Source organism: Halococcus hamelinensis 100A6, assembly GCF_000336675.1.
Taxonomy (GTDB): Archaea; Halobacteriota; Halobacteria; order Halobacteriales; family Halococcaceae; genus Halococcus; species Halococcus hamelinensis.
Genome location: NZ_AOMB01000042.1, coordinates 1 through 15475 on the forward strand (window position 1 = coordinate 1; position 15475 = coordinate 15475).

A 15475-nucleotide genomic window follows, 5' to 3' on the forward strand; every position below is an offset into this window, starting at 1 on the left:
GGAGCGAGCGGGGTGACGCAGGCTTTTGATCCACATTTTGCCAGGGAGCGAACGAAGTCGTTCGAAAGACGCGAAGCGTCTTTCGTGATGACGAGACGGCGAAGCCGTCTCGAACCATGAGCGACCGCAGCAAAAGGTGGTCTAGGACCGCCAGTACGCCGGCGTCAGGAGCACGAGGACGGGCAGGATCTCGAGCCGGCCGATCCACATCAGGAAGGTCATAAACAGCTTCGAGGTGGTCGGGAAATCGAGGTAGCTGTTCATCGGGCCGACGCTCCCGAAACCCGGGCCGACGTTGCCGAGCGTGGCGGCGACGGCGCTCATCGCCTCGAAGGCCGTGACCCGATAACCCACCCGCCAGGCGTCGGTGGCGACGACGAGCGTGGCGACGACGAAGAAGACGAGATAGAGCAACGTGAAGGCGTAGATCCCCCGGACGGCACGGTCGTCGATCACCCGCCCCCCGAGGCGAACGGGCGAGACGGCCTCGGGGTGGACGGTGGAGAAGAGTTCACTGCGGAGGGATCTGAGGATCACCATCCACCGGATCACCTTGACCGAGCCGCCGGTCGAGCCCGCCGAGCCGCCGATGAACATCGCGAAGAGCAGGAGGTACTGGGCGGGGTCGCTCCAGGTGTTGAAGTCCATGTTGGCGTAGCCCGTCGTGGTCACGATAGAGACCACGTTGAAGAGGGCGTGGCGAACCGAGTCCTCGAGTTGGCCCGCGATCGGCGGGATACCGCGCTGGACGGTCTCGATACCGGTCCCGACGAACAGCAGCCCCGCGACGACGGCGGTCAGCACACCGATGACACCCAGATAGGACCGGAACTCGGCGTCCCGCGTCAGTCGTCGCGGTTCGCCGTCGAGAACGTGCCAGACCAGCGCGAAGTTCGTCCCCGCCGCGGCCATGAAGGGGATGACCACCCACTGGACGGCGCTCGAAAACGCCTCGATCGAGCGAGCCTCGGGCGAGAACCCACCCGTGGGCATCGTGGTGAGGCCGTGGGCGACCGCGTTGTAGAGGTCCATGTTCGGCGCGAGGCCGGCGAGGTGGAGGCCGTAGAGGAGCACCATTTCGAGCACCGTCAGGCCGAGGTAGGCCAGCCAGAGCACCCGCGCGGTCTCGGCGATCCGTGGGGTGAGTTTCTGGATCCCCGGGCCCGGCGCTTCGGCGTCCATCAGCTGTGCGCCGCCCACCGAGAGTTCGGGGAGGATCGCGACCGCGAGCACGACGATCCCCATCCCGCCGAGCCACTGGGTGAGCTGTCGCCAGAGCAGGACGGCGTGGGAGTGGCGCTCGAAGGATATCTCGCCGACGACGGTCGCCCCCGTCGTAGTAAACCCGCTCATCGACTCGAACAGCGCGTTCGTCGGGTGGGCGAGCGTCGACTCCGTCCCGCCGAAGCCAGCGATGAGGTAGGGTATCGCGCCCACGATCCCGACCGCGAACCACGTCAGCGCCACCATCAGGAAGCCCTCGCGGGCCGAGAGGTCGGGGTCGGGGTCGACGCGTTCGAGCGCGAACCCGATCCCGGCGACGAGGACGATGGCGACGGCAAAGGTGACGACGTCCCGGCCGTAGTAGAGCGCGACCGCGAGCGGGATCGCGAGCGTCACGGAGAGGTACTTCACGACGGTGCCGACGAGGCCCACGCTCGCCCGCCAGTCGACCCGCAGACGGCTCGCCCGGGTCACGTCCGTCTCACGGCCGATCGCTATCGCGTCGAACGATTAATCCACCGCTTCGGTTACGACCGCCAGAACGACGGCGTGAACAACACGAGCACGGGCACGATCTCGATCCGGCCGATCCACATCATGACCGTCATCACGAGTTTGGTGGTGACCGGAAAGCCCTCGTAGCTCCCGTAGGGGCCCGCGAAGCCGAACGCCGGCCCGATGTTGAGGAAGGTCGAGGCGGCCGCGCCCATCGCCGCGAACTCGCCGATCTCGACGCCCGCGCGTGCGGCATCGGCGACCACGAACACCGTGAGCGCCGCGAAGAGGACGATGCTCGCGAGGATGAACACGTAGCTGTCGCGGATCGTTCCCTCGTCGACCGCCCCGCCCGAGATGCGAACCGGAACGACCGCGGTCGGGTGGATCGCGGTGAAGAGGTCGCGCCGGAACGTCTTGGCCACGACCAGCCACCGCACCGTCTTGATCGAACAGGTGGTCGAGCCCGCCATCCCGCCCATGAACATCCCGAGGAAGAGGACGTGACGCGCGCCCGTCGACCACGTGTCGAAATCAACCGTGGCGTAGCCCGTGGTGGTGATTATCGAGACCACGTTGAAGAGGGCGTGGCGCACCGTCTCCTCGGTGGTGGCGAACTGGCCGTCCAGCGCGAGCACGCCCGCGACGATGACCGCCGCGAACGCCACGACACCGATGTAGAACTTGAACTCCTCGCTCTCGCGGAGCCGGCTCGAATCCCCCTGGAGGACGAAGTAGATCAGCACGAAGTTGGTCGCGCCGACGAGCATGAAGACGATGACAACCCACTGGACCGCGGGCGAGAACGCGCCGATGCTCGCGGCCTCGGGCGAGAACCCCGCGGTCGAGACCGTGGTGAGGGCGTGGGCGACCGCGTTGTAGAGGGTCATATTCGGCGCGAGGCCGACGAGTCGCAGCACGAGCAGGACGAGTACGAGCAGACCGGTCAGCCCGGCGTAGATGCCGCCGAGCAGCCGGGCGGTGCGGGCGATCCGGGGGGTGAGCTTCGTGACGTTCTGGTTCTGGGTCTCGGTCTCCATCAGCTGCGCGCCGCTGACCGAGAGCCCCGAGAGCACGCCGACCGCGAGCACCAGAATCCCGAGACCGCCGAGCCACTGGAGCACGCTCCGCCAGAGCAGTATCGAGCGGGCGTGGATCTCGAACGAGCCCACCACGGTCGCGCCGGTGGTGGTGATCCCGCTCATCGACTCGAACACCGCGTTCACCGGGTCGGCGAGCGTTCCGACGCCGGCGACGAGGAACGGCACCGCGCCGACGAGCGCGATCGAGAGCCACGCCAGCGCCACCAGCAGGAACGCCTCACGGGGACCCGGATCGTCGCGTTCGAGACGTGAGAGCCCGACCCCGGCGGCGAGCGACCCGGCGGCGGGGACCACGAACGGCGCGACGGGTTCGCGGTAGAGGAGGGCGACGACGGCGAGCACGGCGAGCGGACCGGCGAGCGCCGTCAGGACGCGGCCGAGCAGGTTCGCGCTGGTCCGAACGTCGACCCGGACCGGCATCTAGACCCGCGCCGCGACCGCGTCGATCGAACGAGTTTCGGCGAACAACACGACGTGGTCGCCGACTTCGACCTCGGTGTCGCCACGGGGGATGATGTAGCGCCCGTCGCGCGTGATCGCCCCGATCGTCACGCTCTCCGGGAGGTCGGCGGCGGACTCACGGATCGGTCGGCCCGCGAGGACGCTCTCGGTATCGACCTCGATCTCGAGCACCTCCGCCCGGTCGTCGTCGATGATGGCGACGTTCTCGGTGCTTCCTTCGCGGCTGAACCGGATGATCTCCTCGGCGGTCGCGTCGCGGGGGTTGATCGCCGCGTCGACGCCGACCGCCTCGAAGAGACTGGCGTACTGGGCGGTCTCGACGAGCGCGATGGTTCTGTCGACGCCGATCCGGTCGGCGAGCAGCGAGGCGAGCAGGGTCTTCTCGTCGGAATCGAGCGCCGCGACCACCACGTCGGCGTCGCCGATGTGTTCGCGCGTGAGGAACTCGCGGTCGGTCGCGTCGCTCGACAGCACGGTGGTGTGTGGCAGGCGTTCGGCGAGTTCGCGGGCGCGTTCGGGGTCGCGCTCGATGAGCCGCGGGTGGAGGCCGCGGTCCTCGAGGATCACGGCGGTCTGGAGGGCGACCTCGCTGCCGCCGACCACCACGACGTCCTTGCCCTCCCCCTGCTGGTCCGGCGTGAGTTCGCCCGCGAACGCCCGGATGCCTTCGGGACTGCCGATCGCTACCAGGTCGTCGCCGGCGGCGAACGTGGTCTCGCCCTTCGGGATGATGACCTCGTGTTCGCGGATCACCGCCGCGATCGTGACCTCGTCGAACCGGTCGGCCTCCGCCACGGTGCGGTCCACGAGCGGGCTCTCCGGGGGGAGCGAGAACTCCGCCATCAGCACGCTCCCGTCGGCGAAGGTATCGACATCGCGCGCCGCCGGGAGGCCGATCACGCGGGCGACGGTCTCGGCGGCCAGCAGGTCGGTCGAGACCATGAAGTCGACGCCGAACGCGCCGCCGGCCTCCTGCCAGGTGTCGAGGTGGGTGGTGCCGCGCACCCGTGCGACGGTGAACGCGTCGCTCACGGTCTTCGCGGCTGCGCAGGCGACGATGTTGGTCTCGTCGTCGTCGGTGCTCGCGATCACCATGTCCGCCCGCTCGACGTCGGCCTCGCGGAGGGTCGGGAGGGCCGCCCCGTTGCCCTCGATCGCGAGCACGTCGTAGGAGTACATCAGGTTCTCGACGCGGTCGTCGTCGATGTCGATCACGACGACCTCGTGGTTGGCATCGAGGTTCGCCGCGATCGTCGAGCCGACCTGGCCGGCCCCGACGATTATCACCCGCATCTGCTACGGCCCTCGCTCATGCCCGTGTCTCGGGGGGTGTCGATAAGTGGATTCCCCTTTCTACTTCCCGCCGGTACCCGCGACCGCCTCGGGGAGTTCGTTGCGCTCGACGTCGAGACCGAGTTCGTCGAGGGCGGTCTCGACGTGTTCGTCGTCTGCGTACTCCGCACCCGCCTCGACGCGGGCGCGCTGGGCCGCCGCGAGCAGTTCGCCACGACGGTCGTCCGGGACGTCGTATTTGTCCGTCGCGAGTTCGATCGTGAGGCCGTTGTGGTCGTGGGTGTAGAGCGAGTGGAACACCCCACGATCGAACTCGTTGTAGCGGTGGCCGATCTCGTCGAGGGCCTCTTTGGTCTCGACGAAGCGGTCGGGCGCGATGGAGAACGCGAGGTGGTGGACCGCGCCGATGCCGGGCCGCTGGGGGCCCTGATGGGAGTCGTACTCGTCGGAGACGAAGAAGGTCAACATCCGACCGTCGCCCGTGTCGAAGAAGAGGTGGGTCATCTCGGGGGCGTCGAGGTTCGGCTGGCGGAGCACCAGCGGCATCCCGAGGACGTCGCGGTAGAACGCTATCGTATCCTCCTCGTTGCTCCCGATGAGGGTGACGTGGTCGGTGCCCGTGGTGCGGAGGGTGCTCTCCGGCAGCTCGGCGGTGACGTCGGTATCGTCCATACTCCGAGATACGCTCTCCGGATACTTGAGCCTGTGTCTCGGAACGACGGCAGCGTACGACGGTTCCGGCAGTCGTAGCGGGAAAGGTCGGCGGGCGAGCGCCGAAGGCGCGAGCCGAGGCTCGGGAGAGCGGTGCGGGCCTGGTGGATGAAGGGCGACGGCGCGAGCGAAGCGAGCGCCGGAGGGCTTCGGCGGCGCGGCTGCGGTGCGGAGGCGGAGCGGGTGCGGTGGGCGGTGTGGAAGCGGTCGGCGGATGCGGGAGGGGAGTGGTTGTACCGCGAGTGAGCCGAAGGCGAACGAGCGGGCCGAGGAGCCCCTGAGCGACTGAAAGGAGCGAGGGGGTGACGACGGCTTTTGATCCACATTTTGCCAGGGAGGCCGCTTCGCGGCCGACCGCAGCAAAAGGTGGGTGTTAGTCACTCGCGGGCCGGTCGGCGCGCGAGGGTGGCGGGATCTCGTCGCGACCGGCGGGGGTGGGCAGCACGCACCGGGGCGGCTCCTCGTTGACGTGGTGGTACTGGGTCGGGGTGTTGGCGAGCGGGTGGGCGGGGTTCTCGGCGCTCCGGATGCGGGCGACGCGACACTCGCCGAAGCCTCGGAGGCGTGCGCGGATGCCCCGCCAGTGGTGGCGCGAGCGCTCGGGTATCGAGAGCGAGCGGGTCGAGTGACAGCCGCCGCGGGTCGCGAGCAGCGCCCGGTTGGCGTTCGCCGCGAGGTCGTCGTGGTCGACGAGCACCCCGACCCGGGCGTCGGCGGGGGCTCTGGCGGCGAGGACGTCGAGCCCGAGGTGGAGCGCGCGGTACTCGGCGACGTTGTTGTCGGGCGCGGTGTCGGGCACCGCGAGGCGGGCGACGCGGTCGCCGCCGCGGGTCTCGATCACCACGCCGAGCCCGCCGGCCCCGTCCGAGAGGCGATAGGAGCCGTCGGTGGCGACGTAGAACTCCCGGCGGTGCGTCCGCGGCGGGTGGGCGATGTGCGGGGTGGGCGAGTCATCGAAGAGGTCCCGAAGCGCCGGCCGGCCGTATGCGGCCATGCCAACACTTGTCTCCCCCGTAACTTAAATCGTGCGGCGGGGGTCGTTTCATCGAGCGCTGGAGAGGAGGTTCCACGTCGGCGAAACGGATCAGGACACCCAAGTTTTCGCGCCGTGAACGGTCGGACGGTACTCGATACAGTACATGAGATTTCGAAACGCCACACTGTTCGTGGCACTGTCGATAGCGTGGGGGTCCGCGTTCACGGCGATCAAGGCGGGCCTGGAGTTCTTCCCGCCGGTGCTCTTCGCCGCCGTTCGCTACGACCTGGCCGGGGTCCTGATGATGGCCTACGTCCTCCTGACGACGGACCACTGGCTCCCGAGGGACCGCGACGAGTGGCTGGTGGTCGGCATCGACGGATTGCTGTTGATAGCCGTCTATCACGCCTTCCTGTTCGTCGGCGAGCAGGGGACGACCAGCGGCGCGTCGGCCATCGTCGTCAGCCTCTCGCCGATACTGACCACCGTCTTCGCCAGGGCGTTCCTCCCCCACGAACGGCTCACCACCGTGGGGACCGTCGGCCTCCTGCTGGGGTTCGTCGGCGTCGGCGTCCTGAGCAATCCCGACCCGGGGAACCTCCTCGGAACCAGGACGGTCTCGCTCGGCTTCGTGTTCGTCGCGGCAGTCGCGTTCGCCCTGGGAAGCGTCCTCACCCAGCGGCTCGACACCGATATGCCGGCCAAGACGATGGAGGGCTGGTCGATGGTCATCGGTGCCGTGTTGCTGCACGCGGCGAGCGTCGGTATCGGGGAATCGGTCGCCGACGTGGACCTAACCCTCGAAGCGATCGGCGCGCTGGTCTTCCTGTCGGTCGTCTCCAGCGCCATCGGCTTCCTGATCTACTTCGACCTGCTGAAACGCCTCGGGTCGATAGAGATCAACTTGGTGTCCTACGCGGCCCCGGTCGTCGCCACGGTCACGGGATTCGTCGTCCTCTCCGAGACGCCGACCGCGCTCACGTTCGTCGGCTTCGGGTTCATCTTCGTCGGGTTCGCCCTCCTGAAACGACGGGCGATCCGGAGTCAGATAGTTCGGAGCCGGTCGTACGCGGACTGAAGGGTTTCGGATCGCCGGATTCGGTCGCACCCACTCGGATGTGTTGAGTGAGTTCGACGCCGTTGACGGGACGGACTCCCGTTGGGATGGTCGGCGGCGGGACCGTCGACGACGCCGGGCCTCGTTCGTCCGAGCGCTCACTCCGAAAACGCTTCACGGAGTGCCGCGCGTTCCTCGGGGTCGAGGTCGGTCGCGAGGTCGGCGGTGAACGGGCTCTCGGCGAGCGTGGCGAACGCGCGCTCGGTCTTCTCCTGGATGCGCTCGACGGCCGCCTCGACCGTCTCGATCGAGGCGTCGCGCTCGTCGGCGATCGCCACCGGGTCGGTGCCCGCCGCGAGGGCGGCCGCGACCGCGCGCTCCTCGTGGCTGAGGATCGACTGGGTGGTCTCCTCGGTCATGACCGATCCGGGAGGGCACGCGGTAAATGAGTGACTACCCGTGTCGGTCAGCCGAGGGCCGCGACGGCGACCTCGTGGGGACCACGCTCGCCGTCGAGTTCGACCGACTCGACCACCCGGTCGGCGAGCGCCGCGCGCCACTCGTCCACCGCCTCGGTGTGGCGCTCGTGGTGGCGTTCGACGGTGTACTCGACCTCGGGGTCCGCCCGAAGGCGCACCTCGGTCGCGTCGGGGGTCGGGTATGCTGGGGCGTCGACGAGACGCCGGGGGTCGATGTGGAGCGGTGCGGGGCTGCCCGCGTACTCCCCGTCGTGCTCGACGTGGATCCGCGCGCGCATCCGGGGAGTGAACGGGGGCGTCACCCGGAGCACCGTCCGCGGGCCGGCCGTGTGGTTGGCCTCGGCCGCCGTCACGATGTCGTCCGTGTGGACCGCGATCGAGCGGATCGTGCGGTAGTCGCCGTCGTCCGGCATTCCCGGCGGTACGCGACCCGCGCTCCTAAACCATCCGGGCGAGGCCCCGGGGGTTTCCGAACGCTTTTGCTCGCACCGGATGTCCCCGCACGATATGGAACGACGAGGCTATCTCGCACGGGTCGGGGCCGTGAGCATCGGTGGATTCGCGCTGCTGGCGGGCTGTTCGGGGAACGGCGACGGTGGCGACGGGAACGGAAGCGCCAATGGGAGCGATCCGGGCGGCGGAACGCCCGCCAGCGGGGAGGACGGTGAGGGTGGTACCGCAGCGAGCGGGGCGGACGGCGAGGACGGGTCGGCCGCATCCACACCGGCCGAGTCGGAGGGGGCGGGGGAGATACTCACGACCGGTGACGAGGCGCTCGACACCGGCCAGGCACCGCCGAGCGTCACCGCGACCCAGTACGAGAACACCGCCACCGTCCCCGAGGTGGAGGGACTCGAAACCGGTCAGGCACCCAACGCGGGCGGGAACAACTCGAGCAACTGAGACACCGACGGTCGAGAACCGGTTCTTCGTTTCGACGATCGGTTACTGTTCGCCTTCGCGCGCCGCGTCGATGCGTTCGCGCTGGTCGTCGGAGAGTGATATCTCGACCGCGCCGACGTTGTCCGCGAGCTGGTCGGTGGTGCGCGCGCCGACGATCGGCACACACGTGAACTGCTCGCGCTCGATGAGCCAGCGGAGCGCGACCTGAGCCGGCGTCGCGTCGAGTTCGTCGGCGATCGCTCGGACCTCGTCGAGGACGTCCCAGCCGCGGTCGGAGACGTAGTAGTCGTCGAAGAATTCGTCGAAGGTCCCACGGGAACCGTCGGGCGATTCGACGTCGTGGGTTCCCTCGCCGGCGCGCTCGTACTTCCCGGTGAGGAAGCCGCCGGCGAGCGGCGAGTACGGACAGACGGCGAGGTCCTGGTCGGCACAGACGTCGAGATACTCCGCGACGTCGTCGTAGTAGGCGGCGTGAAAGAGCGGCTGGGTGACGTCGAACCGTTCGAGGTTCTCGACGTCGGACTTCCAGAGCGCCTTCGTGAGCTGCCAGCCCGCCATCGTGCTCGCGCCGAGGTAGTTGACCTTCCCCTTTCGCACGAGGTCGTTGAGGGTACGAAGCGTCTCCTCGATCGGGGTGTCCTCGTCGAAACGGTGGATGTAGTAGAGGTCGAGGTAGTCGGTGCCGAGCCGATCGAGGGTGCCCTCGATCTGGGTCCGGATGTGTTTGCGCCCGAGGCCACTTCCATTGGGGTTGTCGGGGTCGAAGCCGAAGTAGACCTTCGAGGCGATGACGTAGTCCTCGCGGTCGCGGCCCTCCAGCCAGTTGCCGATGTACTCTTCGGCGGTGCCGTTCGGGTCGCCGTAGACGTTCGCGGTGTCGATGAAGTTGATGCCGTGGTCGGCGGCGGCGTCGAGGAGTTCGTGGGCCTCCTCCTCGTCGGTTTCGAGCACGTCGCCGGTTCGCTTGCCGAAGCGCCACGTCCCAAAGCAGAGCTCAGAGACCGTCAGTCCCGTCGAGCCGAGTGTCGTGTATTCCACACCGCGTGGTCGGCGGTTGTCCACAAAGCGATTCGGGATGCGGCGGTTCGGACGAGCGCGCTCGACGTCGCCTCAGTCGTCGCACTCGTTCCACGTCTCCGGGTTCGCGCCGGGCCCGCTGGCGGTGTCGGAGCCGACGAACGCCGCGAGCCGCCGGAGTTCGACCCGAAGCTCCCGCCGGCCCAGCACGGCGAACCCGAGCGCGACCACCGCGAACCCGAGGACGGTCGTCGCGGTGATCGACTCGCCGAGCAGGATCCAGCCGCCGAGCGCCGACACGACGGGCACGACGTAGAAGGCGAGGTTCGCCCGGATCGCGCCGACGTCGTCGAGCAACCCGAAGTAGACGATGTAGGCGATCGCGCCGGAGAACAGGCCGACGTAGCCGAGCGCGAGGAGCGCCGTGGGCGTCCACTCGATCGCGCTCAGCTGCTCGCCCGCGCCGAACGCGACGAGGTGACAGAGGAGCGCCCCGACCGGCACGCCCCACGCCGTCCGGGCGATGCTCGTGTAGTCGGCGTCGGCCCATCGAATCAACACGCTTCCGAGCGCGGCACACACCGCCCCGCCGAACAGGACGAGGTACCCCACCACACCGCCGTCGAGCAGGGTCGCCGGGTCGATGCCCACGACGAGCGCGACGCCGACGAACGCGACCGCCATCCCGACCGCGCCGTACTCCGGAAGCGATTCGTCGGAGAGGAGGAGCGCGGCGAAGATCGGCGTCAGCACGGGGTTGAGGCTGAAGACGATCGAGGCCACCGCGCTCGTGGCGTACTGCTGGCCGACGAACAGGCACGCGTTCGCCAGCCCGATCGCGAACACGCCGGCCGCGAGCGAACCCAGAACGTCGTTTCTGGTTCGTGGGACCCACTCGGCCCGGTCGTGGGTCAGGGCCACGAACCCGAGCAGGAGGACCGTGGCGATGTCGAACCGAAACGAGACGAACAGCAGCGGGGGGATGTAGGCGATGCCGGCCTTCGCCGCGACGAACGTCCCGCCGAACAGCAGGGCCGTCGCGACGAACAGCAGGGGAACCCGGTGGCGTGTCACCCCTACCGCTTCCTCCGATCGAACACGATGGATCCGTTCATGCCGTCGAAACGGCGTTGCGGGTGAAATACCTGTGCAGAAACGCCGACAGCGTCTGATCGGTTTTCACCGCTCGATGCGTATTCACGGCGTGAATCGACCGCGACGAGGTCCCGACGTCCGGCGAACACACGGTCGATATCGAACGGCGAAGCCGGTTCGGGGCGGTCCAGTCGAACGTCGCGCCAGAGGATTTAGGCCACCCGAAAAACCGAAACGGCTTTACCCCTTTAGGGTTGCCTAAAACCATGAGCGCGTTCGTACCCGGATGGTCGGTCCCGTCGGGTTCGAGGGAAGCGACCGGCTGTCCGGCAGCACAGGTCGAATCGAGTGAGGGGACGACCCGTTCATGAGTTCCCACCCGACGCTCCGCGATATCCGTGCACGGCTCGTCTCGCTCGCCAGTGAGGACGGTCGCTACGTCGTCGTCTGCGGGCGCACGGACGCGCGTCCGGTGCCGGTCTCGGGGCTCCGGTTCGCCGACCGCGCGACCGCGGCGAGCGGGGTTCGAGTGGCCGAGGCCTACCGCGCCCACCTCCGGCGGTACGACCCCCGGCTCCCAGTCCACGAGTTCGTCGTCCAGGAGACCGTCGCGACCGACCCGCGAGGCCAGCGCCGGCGGGTGCCCGTGCCGGTCGGCTGCGAGCCCGCTCCAGGGAGTGACCACGAAACGGCCGGCAGAGCGGGTGGCGACCGATGACCGTCGAGACGTACGTCGAACGCGCGCGGAACCGGGTGGACGACGAACGAGACGCCACCGAGAACAAGCAAGCGGCCTACCGCCGGTTCGTCGCGAGCGTGGAGGAGACGCCGACCGACTCGCCGGTCGGCCCCGGCGGCGGCCCGACCGCGATCGGGTCGGTGACGGCGGCGAGTTCGACGGGGTCGAGCGGCTGCGACCGGGTGCGCGAGCGGTTCGCCGACACCGTGGCCGGCCACCGAACCCTCGATTCGGACCCCGCCGACGGGCTCCTCGAAACCGTCGCCGCCGAACTTTCGGAGGGCGTCGCGGTCGCGCTCGCGCCCGCGAACGGTGCCGCGAGCCTCACCGACGGACTGAAACGGCGCGTGGTCTCGGAGGCGACCACCCGCCAGCACGAACTCCGCGTGATGGCGCGCGCCCTCGAAACCGAAGCCGAATCGCTGGCGGCGGCGGACGAGGCGCTCGGCGACGTCATCGAGTGGCTCGTCGCGACGAACGAGACGGCGCTCACCGACTGCGAGTTCGACGCGCTGGCCGAGCGGCACGACCGGCTCGCGACCCACCGCGAGTGTTGCCGGACGGTCGCGCGCGAGCGACAGGCCGTGCTCCGGACCACGACGAGCATCGACGCGACGGTGGGGCTCGCCCAGCGGGAACTCACTGGCGGCCTCTACGAGGGATTCTCGGTGGACCACCCCGTGCTCTCGACGGCCGTCCGGCTCGACGGGCTGTGTACGGAGTGCCAGAACGTCGTTCGCGACCACCTCGTCCGGCGGGTCTGACGACCGGGAGAACGCGCCGGCTTTACGTCCCGACCGTGGGTTCGCAAACGAATGACGGCGCGCGCTTCGGGGTGGTGGTCGCGGCTCGGCGGGTACGACACGCTGGGGCTCGCGGCGGGACTCTGGTTCCTCGCGAAGTTCCTCCGCTACGGGATCTCGGCGCTGTTCCCCCAGTTCCAGACGACCTTCGGGGTCTCGAACGCCACGCTCGGGGCCGCCTTCTCCGCGATGATGGTGCTCTACTCCCTGCTCCAGTTCCCGAGCGGTGCGCTCTCGGATAGGCTGGGAGAGGTTCGGATCATCGCCATCGGGAGCCTCGTGGCCGCGCTCGGGGCGTTCGTGCTCGGGGTCGGCGCTCCGTTCGTGGTCGTGCTCGTCGGGATGGCGCTCGTTGGGCTGGGAACTGGCACCCACAAGACCGTCTCCGTCGAGCTACTCGCGCGGGTCTACCCCGCGCGCGTCGGGCGGTCGCTCGGGATCTTCGACACCGTCGGCGCGCTCGGCGGCGTGGCCGCCCCCGCCGCGGTCGTGCTCGCGACGGGCACCGTGGGCTGGCGGGCCCTGTTCGCCCTCGGCGGGGTCTGTGGCGTCGCGCTCGTCGCGGGCGTCCTCCTCCGGGTGCCGCGCCGCGAGCGAACGGAGTCCGGCGGGGCACGCTCGCTCGCGGTTCGGCCCTACCTCGTGCTCTTTCGCGACCGCCGGCTCGCGGCGTTCGTCGTCGTGACGTTGTGTTTCGGGTTCGCGTACAACGGACTCGTGGCGTTCCTCCCGCTCTACCTCACCCAGCGCGGCCTCACGACCGGCACGGCCTCGTTGCTCTACAGCCTCCTCTTCGCCGTCAGCGTGGTCCAGGTCCTCACCGGCGGCCTCTCGGACCGGCTGGGCCGGCTTCCGCTCGCCGCGGTCGTGCTCGGTGTGGCGACCGCCGGGCTGGTGGGGCTCGTCGGCCTCGGCGGTCTCGTGGGTCTCGGGGCGGCCGTCGTCGTGCTCGGGCTCGGGGGCCACGGCTTCCGGCCGATCCGCGCGGCACACCTCTCGACGACCATCCCCGAGGAGATCGCCGGCGGCGGGTTGGGCCTCGTTCGAACCCTCCTGATGGGCATCGGGGCGGTCGCACCCGCCGTGGTCGGGGTCATCGCCGACGTCTCCGATTTCAGGGTCGCGTTCTCGCTGCTCGCGGTCGCGATGGCCGCCGGCGCAGTCGTCGCAGTCGGGCTCGCCGTCACCGAGTGAGGATACCCCAATGATTCGAGCTGCGACCAAAACTCCACGGAGGTTTATCGGTGAGCGAAAACGATTCGACGGAACCCATCGAACTGAACGGTCATGATTCCAGAGGAGGGCGAGATCCGGTCGTACGAACGGACGTTCACGGAGGAGGATATCGAGCGGTTCGCCGAGCTCTCGGGTGACAGCGGGCGACAGCACGTCGAGCGCGATGCGGAGGGACGGCTCATGGCACAGGGACTGCTCACCGCGACGCTGCCGACCAAGATCGGTGGCGAGATGAACTACATCGCACGAACCCTCGATTTCGAGTTCCTCCAGCCGGTCTACGCCGGCGAGACCATCACCTGCGAAACGGAGATGACGCGTGTGTCGGAGGAGTCGGAGCGGACGCTGTTGGCCTCCGAGTTCGTCTGTACGAACGAAGATGGGACGGAAGTTCTCAGAGGCGAATCGGACGGGCTGATCCCGAAATAGGCATGTCATCCCCTTTGACTGGGTGGTGGCCTGTGGAACTTCGCGGTTTCGCGCACAAGCGCAGCATCCGTGGTCGGGGGCTTCGGCGGTGCTGTGCGGTGGCGGTTAGTGGTTGCGGGGGCGGTTAGTGGTTGTACCGCGAGCGAACGGAGTGAGCGAGCGGGCCAAGAAACCCCCGAGCGGAGCGAGGGGGTGACGCAGGCTTTTGATCCACATTTTGCCAGCGAAGGAGCGAAGCGACTGAGCGCAGCAAAAGGTGGGGACTGAATGGGCCGGCGCGAATTCGAATCGCGGTTACGGCCACCCGAAGGCCGAAGGATACCAAGCTACCCCACCGGCCCGCAGTCGGTTTGATGGCCACGACGGTGTTAACCCTTCCGTTCTATCCGGTGGCGGTGAGATAGACCGCCACCACGGCGAGGACGATGCCCGCCCCCTTCTGGAGGGTGAACGACTCGTTGAGGAAGAGGATCGAGAGCAGCGAACTCCCGACGAGAAACATCCCGAAGATCGGGGTGACGACGCTCACCGGTCCCGCGGCGAGCGCGCGGTAGTAGGCCAGGATGCCGACCGCGAGGAAGACCCCCGCGGCGACCATGTAGATCCCGGTTCGGCCCGTGAGGTAGGTGAGGAACTGGTCGCCCTCGTAGAGGCTCACCGCGACCGCCGCGAACAGGAGGATGCCGTTGGCGACCACCGCGACCACGCTGGAGGGCGCGCTCCGGATCGCGAGCGAGGCGAGCGGGGTGAAGATGCTGTAGCCGACGAGCGCGAACAGCGCCCAGCCGAGGTAGTTCATCTCGATATCACGAACTCCGGTCATCTGTGTTCATCCGGTCGTGGATTCGGGTTCGTACCGCCTGAACCCCTCGGTATCGAGCCAGTTGTGCGCTACCGGTATCGCGTGGTTCGCGTGGAGGCGCTCCGGACCGAGGGTCACTCGGGCCGTGGCCCGTGCTTCGAGGAGGTCGGCTTCACGCGCGGTGAAATCCCGATGGTCGGAGAGCACGAACACCGGGTCCGCGGGCGGGTCGACCTCCCCCACGGGATCGCCATCTTCGTGGAGTTCGACGACGGTCCCTTCGACCTCGTCGAGTACGTCCTCGAATCCGAAACGGACTATCGACACCCCCGGCGAACCCTCGGCCGCCATGTGACCGATCGCGCCGTCCCTCGCGTCGAGCGCCCCGCGAACGAGCGCGGCTGTCGAGCGCTCGTCGGGGTTGAGGTTCCGCACCTCGCTCCCGTCGAAGCGCACCGTGAACTCGTCCTGCAATACGAGCCAGACGCGGACGTCCTCGCGGATGCCGTGGGAGAGACACAGCGCCGCGGTCACGCATCGACAGAGCACGTCGAGCCTCCCCGCACCGCCCGCGAGGTCGTCGAGCGAGAAGTCGGGCGAGAGCGGCGCTTCGTGTCCCAGGATAACGAACTGGCGCATCAGCGTACCCAG

At 68.6% G+C, this 15475-nt stretch carries 17 protein-coding genes and 1 tRNA gene; 6 read left to right on the top strand and 12 right to left on the bottom strand.

Annotated features, from left to right (window positions below; translation table 11 throughout):
• Positions 1–141: 141 nt before the first annotated feature.
• The 5 genes from C447_RS15105 to C447_RS15125 all read right to left on the bottom strand — a co-directional run bounded on the left by C447_RS15105 (position 142) and on the right by C447_RS15125 (position 6282).
• A complete protein-coding gene (locus C447_RS15105) occupies positions 142–1698 on the bottom strand; it encodes a TrkH family potassium uptake protein (RefSeq protein WP_007695418.1) in 1557 nt (518 codons plus the stop codon).
• A gap of 53 nt (positions 1699–1751) precedes the next feature.
• Complete coding sequence (locus tag C447_RS15110; protein ID WP_007695420.1) at positions 1752–3242, bottom strand: TrkH family potassium uptake protein; 1491 nt, start codon at positions 3240–3242, stop codon at positions 1752–1754.
• Positions 3243–4577 carry a Trk system potassium transporter TrkA gene (gene trkA, locus C447_RS15115; protein ID WP_007695422.1) on the bottom strand — a complete coding sequence of 445 codons (1335 nt, stop codon included), beginning with the start codon at positions 4575–4577 and terminating at the stop codon, positions 3243–3245.
• Between the two features lie 60 nt (positions 4578–4637).
• Positions 4638–5249 carry a VOC family protein gene (locus C447_RS15120; RefSeq protein ID WP_007695424.1) on the bottom strand — a complete coding sequence of 204 codons (612 nt, stop codon included), beginning with the start codon at positions 5247–5249 and terminating at the stop codon, positions 4638–4640.
• A gap of 412 nt (positions 5250–5661) precedes the next feature.
• The gene (locus tag C447_RS15125) at positions 5662–6282 is read right to left on the bottom strand and encodes a ribonuclease HI (protein ID WP_007695427.1); all 621 of its coding nucleotides are present in this window, start codon (positions 6280–6282) and stop codon (positions 5662–5664) included.
• Between the two features lie 145 nt (positions 6283–6427).
• Between C447_RS15125 and C447_RS15130 the strand changes: the two genes are divergently transcribed.
• On the top strand, positions 6428–7342 hold the full coding sequence (locus C447_RS15130) for a DMT family transporter (RefSeq protein ID WP_007695429.1): 915 nt from the start codon (positions 6428–6430) through the stop codon (positions 7340–7342).
• A 137-nt stretch (positions 7343–7479) separates the two neighbouring features.
• Here the strand turns inward: C447_RS15130 and C447_RS15135 are convergent, their stop codons facing one another.
• A complete protein-coding gene (locus tag C447_RS15135) occupies positions 7480–7740 on the bottom strand; it encodes a hypothetical protein (protein WP_007695430.1) in 261 nt (86 codons plus the stop codon).
• Positions 7741–7787: 47 nt separating this feature from the next.
• Positions 7788–8213, bottom strand: coding sequence for a hypothetical protein (locus C447_RS15140; RefSeq protein ID WP_007695432.1), 426 nt, complete (start codon positions 8211–8213; stop codon positions 7788–7790).
• Positions 8214–8307: 94 nt separating this feature from the next.
• Here C447_RS15140 and C447_RS15145 point away from each other — a divergent pair, with 94 nt between their 5' ends.
• Complete coding sequence (locus C447_RS15145; RefSeq protein WP_007695434.1) at positions 8308–8703, top strand: hypothetical protein; 396 nt, start codon at positions 8308–8310, stop codon at positions 8701–8703.
• A gap of 42 nt (positions 8704–8745) precedes the next feature.
• Here the strand turns inward: C447_RS15145 and C447_RS15150 are convergent, their stop codons facing one another.
• Positions 8746–9741, bottom strand: coding sequence for an aldo/keto reductase (locus C447_RS15150; protein WP_007695435.1), 996 nt, complete (start codon positions 9739–9741; stop codon positions 8746–8748).
• Between the two features lie 72 nt (positions 9742–9813).
• Complete coding sequence (locus C447_RS15155) at positions 9814–10794, bottom strand: DMT family transporter (protein WP_007695436.1); 981 nt, start codon at positions 10792–10794, stop codon at positions 9814–9816.
• Between the two features lie 388 nt (positions 10795–11182).
• Here C447_RS15155 and C447_RS15160 point away from each other — a divergent pair, with 388 nt between their 5' ends.
• From C447_RS15160 to C447_RS15175, 4 genes are all read left to right on the top strand, one after another.
• The gene (locus tag C447_RS15160) at positions 11183–11533 is read left to right on the top strand and encodes a DUF7552 domain-containing protein (protein WP_007695437.1); all 351 of its coding nucleotides are present in this window, start codon (positions 11183–11185) and stop codon (positions 11531–11533) included.
• The gene (locus C447_RS15165) at positions 11530–12318 is read left to right on the top strand and encodes a DUF7260 family protein (RefSeq protein WP_007695438.1); all 789 of its coding nucleotides are present in this window, start codon (positions 11530–11532) and stop codon (positions 12316–12318) included. Before C447_RS15160 ends, C447_RS15165 begins: the two co-directional genes overlap by 4 nt.
• A 51-nt stretch (positions 12319–12369) precedes the next feature.
• The gene (locus C447_RS15170) at positions 12370–13551 is read left to right on the top strand and encodes an MFS transporter (protein ID WP_007695439.1); all 1182 of its coding nucleotides are present in this window, start codon (positions 12370–12372) and stop codon (positions 13549–13551) included.
• Between the two features lie 93 nt (positions 13552–13644).
• On the top strand, positions 13645–14022 hold the full coding sequence (locus C447_RS15175) for a hotdog family protein (RefSeq protein ID WP_007695446.1): 378 nt from the start codon (positions 13645–13647) through the stop codon (positions 14020–14022).
• A 268-nt stretch (positions 14023–14290) separates the two neighbouring features.
• On the opposite strand, the gene C447_RS15180 is transcribed toward C447_RS15175, so the two are convergent.
• The 3 genes from C447_RS15180 to trmY form a co-directional block, all read right to left on the bottom strand.
• Positions 14291–14363: transfer RNA gene (locus C447_RS15180), tRNA-Pro, on the bottom strand.
• Between the two features lie 41 nt (positions 14364–14404).
• Positions 14405–14845 carry an EamA family transporter gene (locus C447_RS15185; protein WP_007695448.1) on the bottom strand — a complete coding sequence of 147 codons (441 nt, stop codon included), beginning with the start codon at positions 14843–14845 and terminating at the stop codon, positions 14405–14407.
• Positions 14846–14851: 6 nt separating this feature from the next.
• Positions 14852–15463, bottom strand: a complete 612-nt coding sequence (gene trmY, locus C447_RS15190; protein ID WP_007695450.1) for a tRNA (pseudouridine(54)-N(1))-methyltransferase TrmY — start codon at positions 15461–15463, stop codon at positions 14852–14854.
• Between the last annotated feature and the right edge of the window lie 12 nt (positions 15464–15475).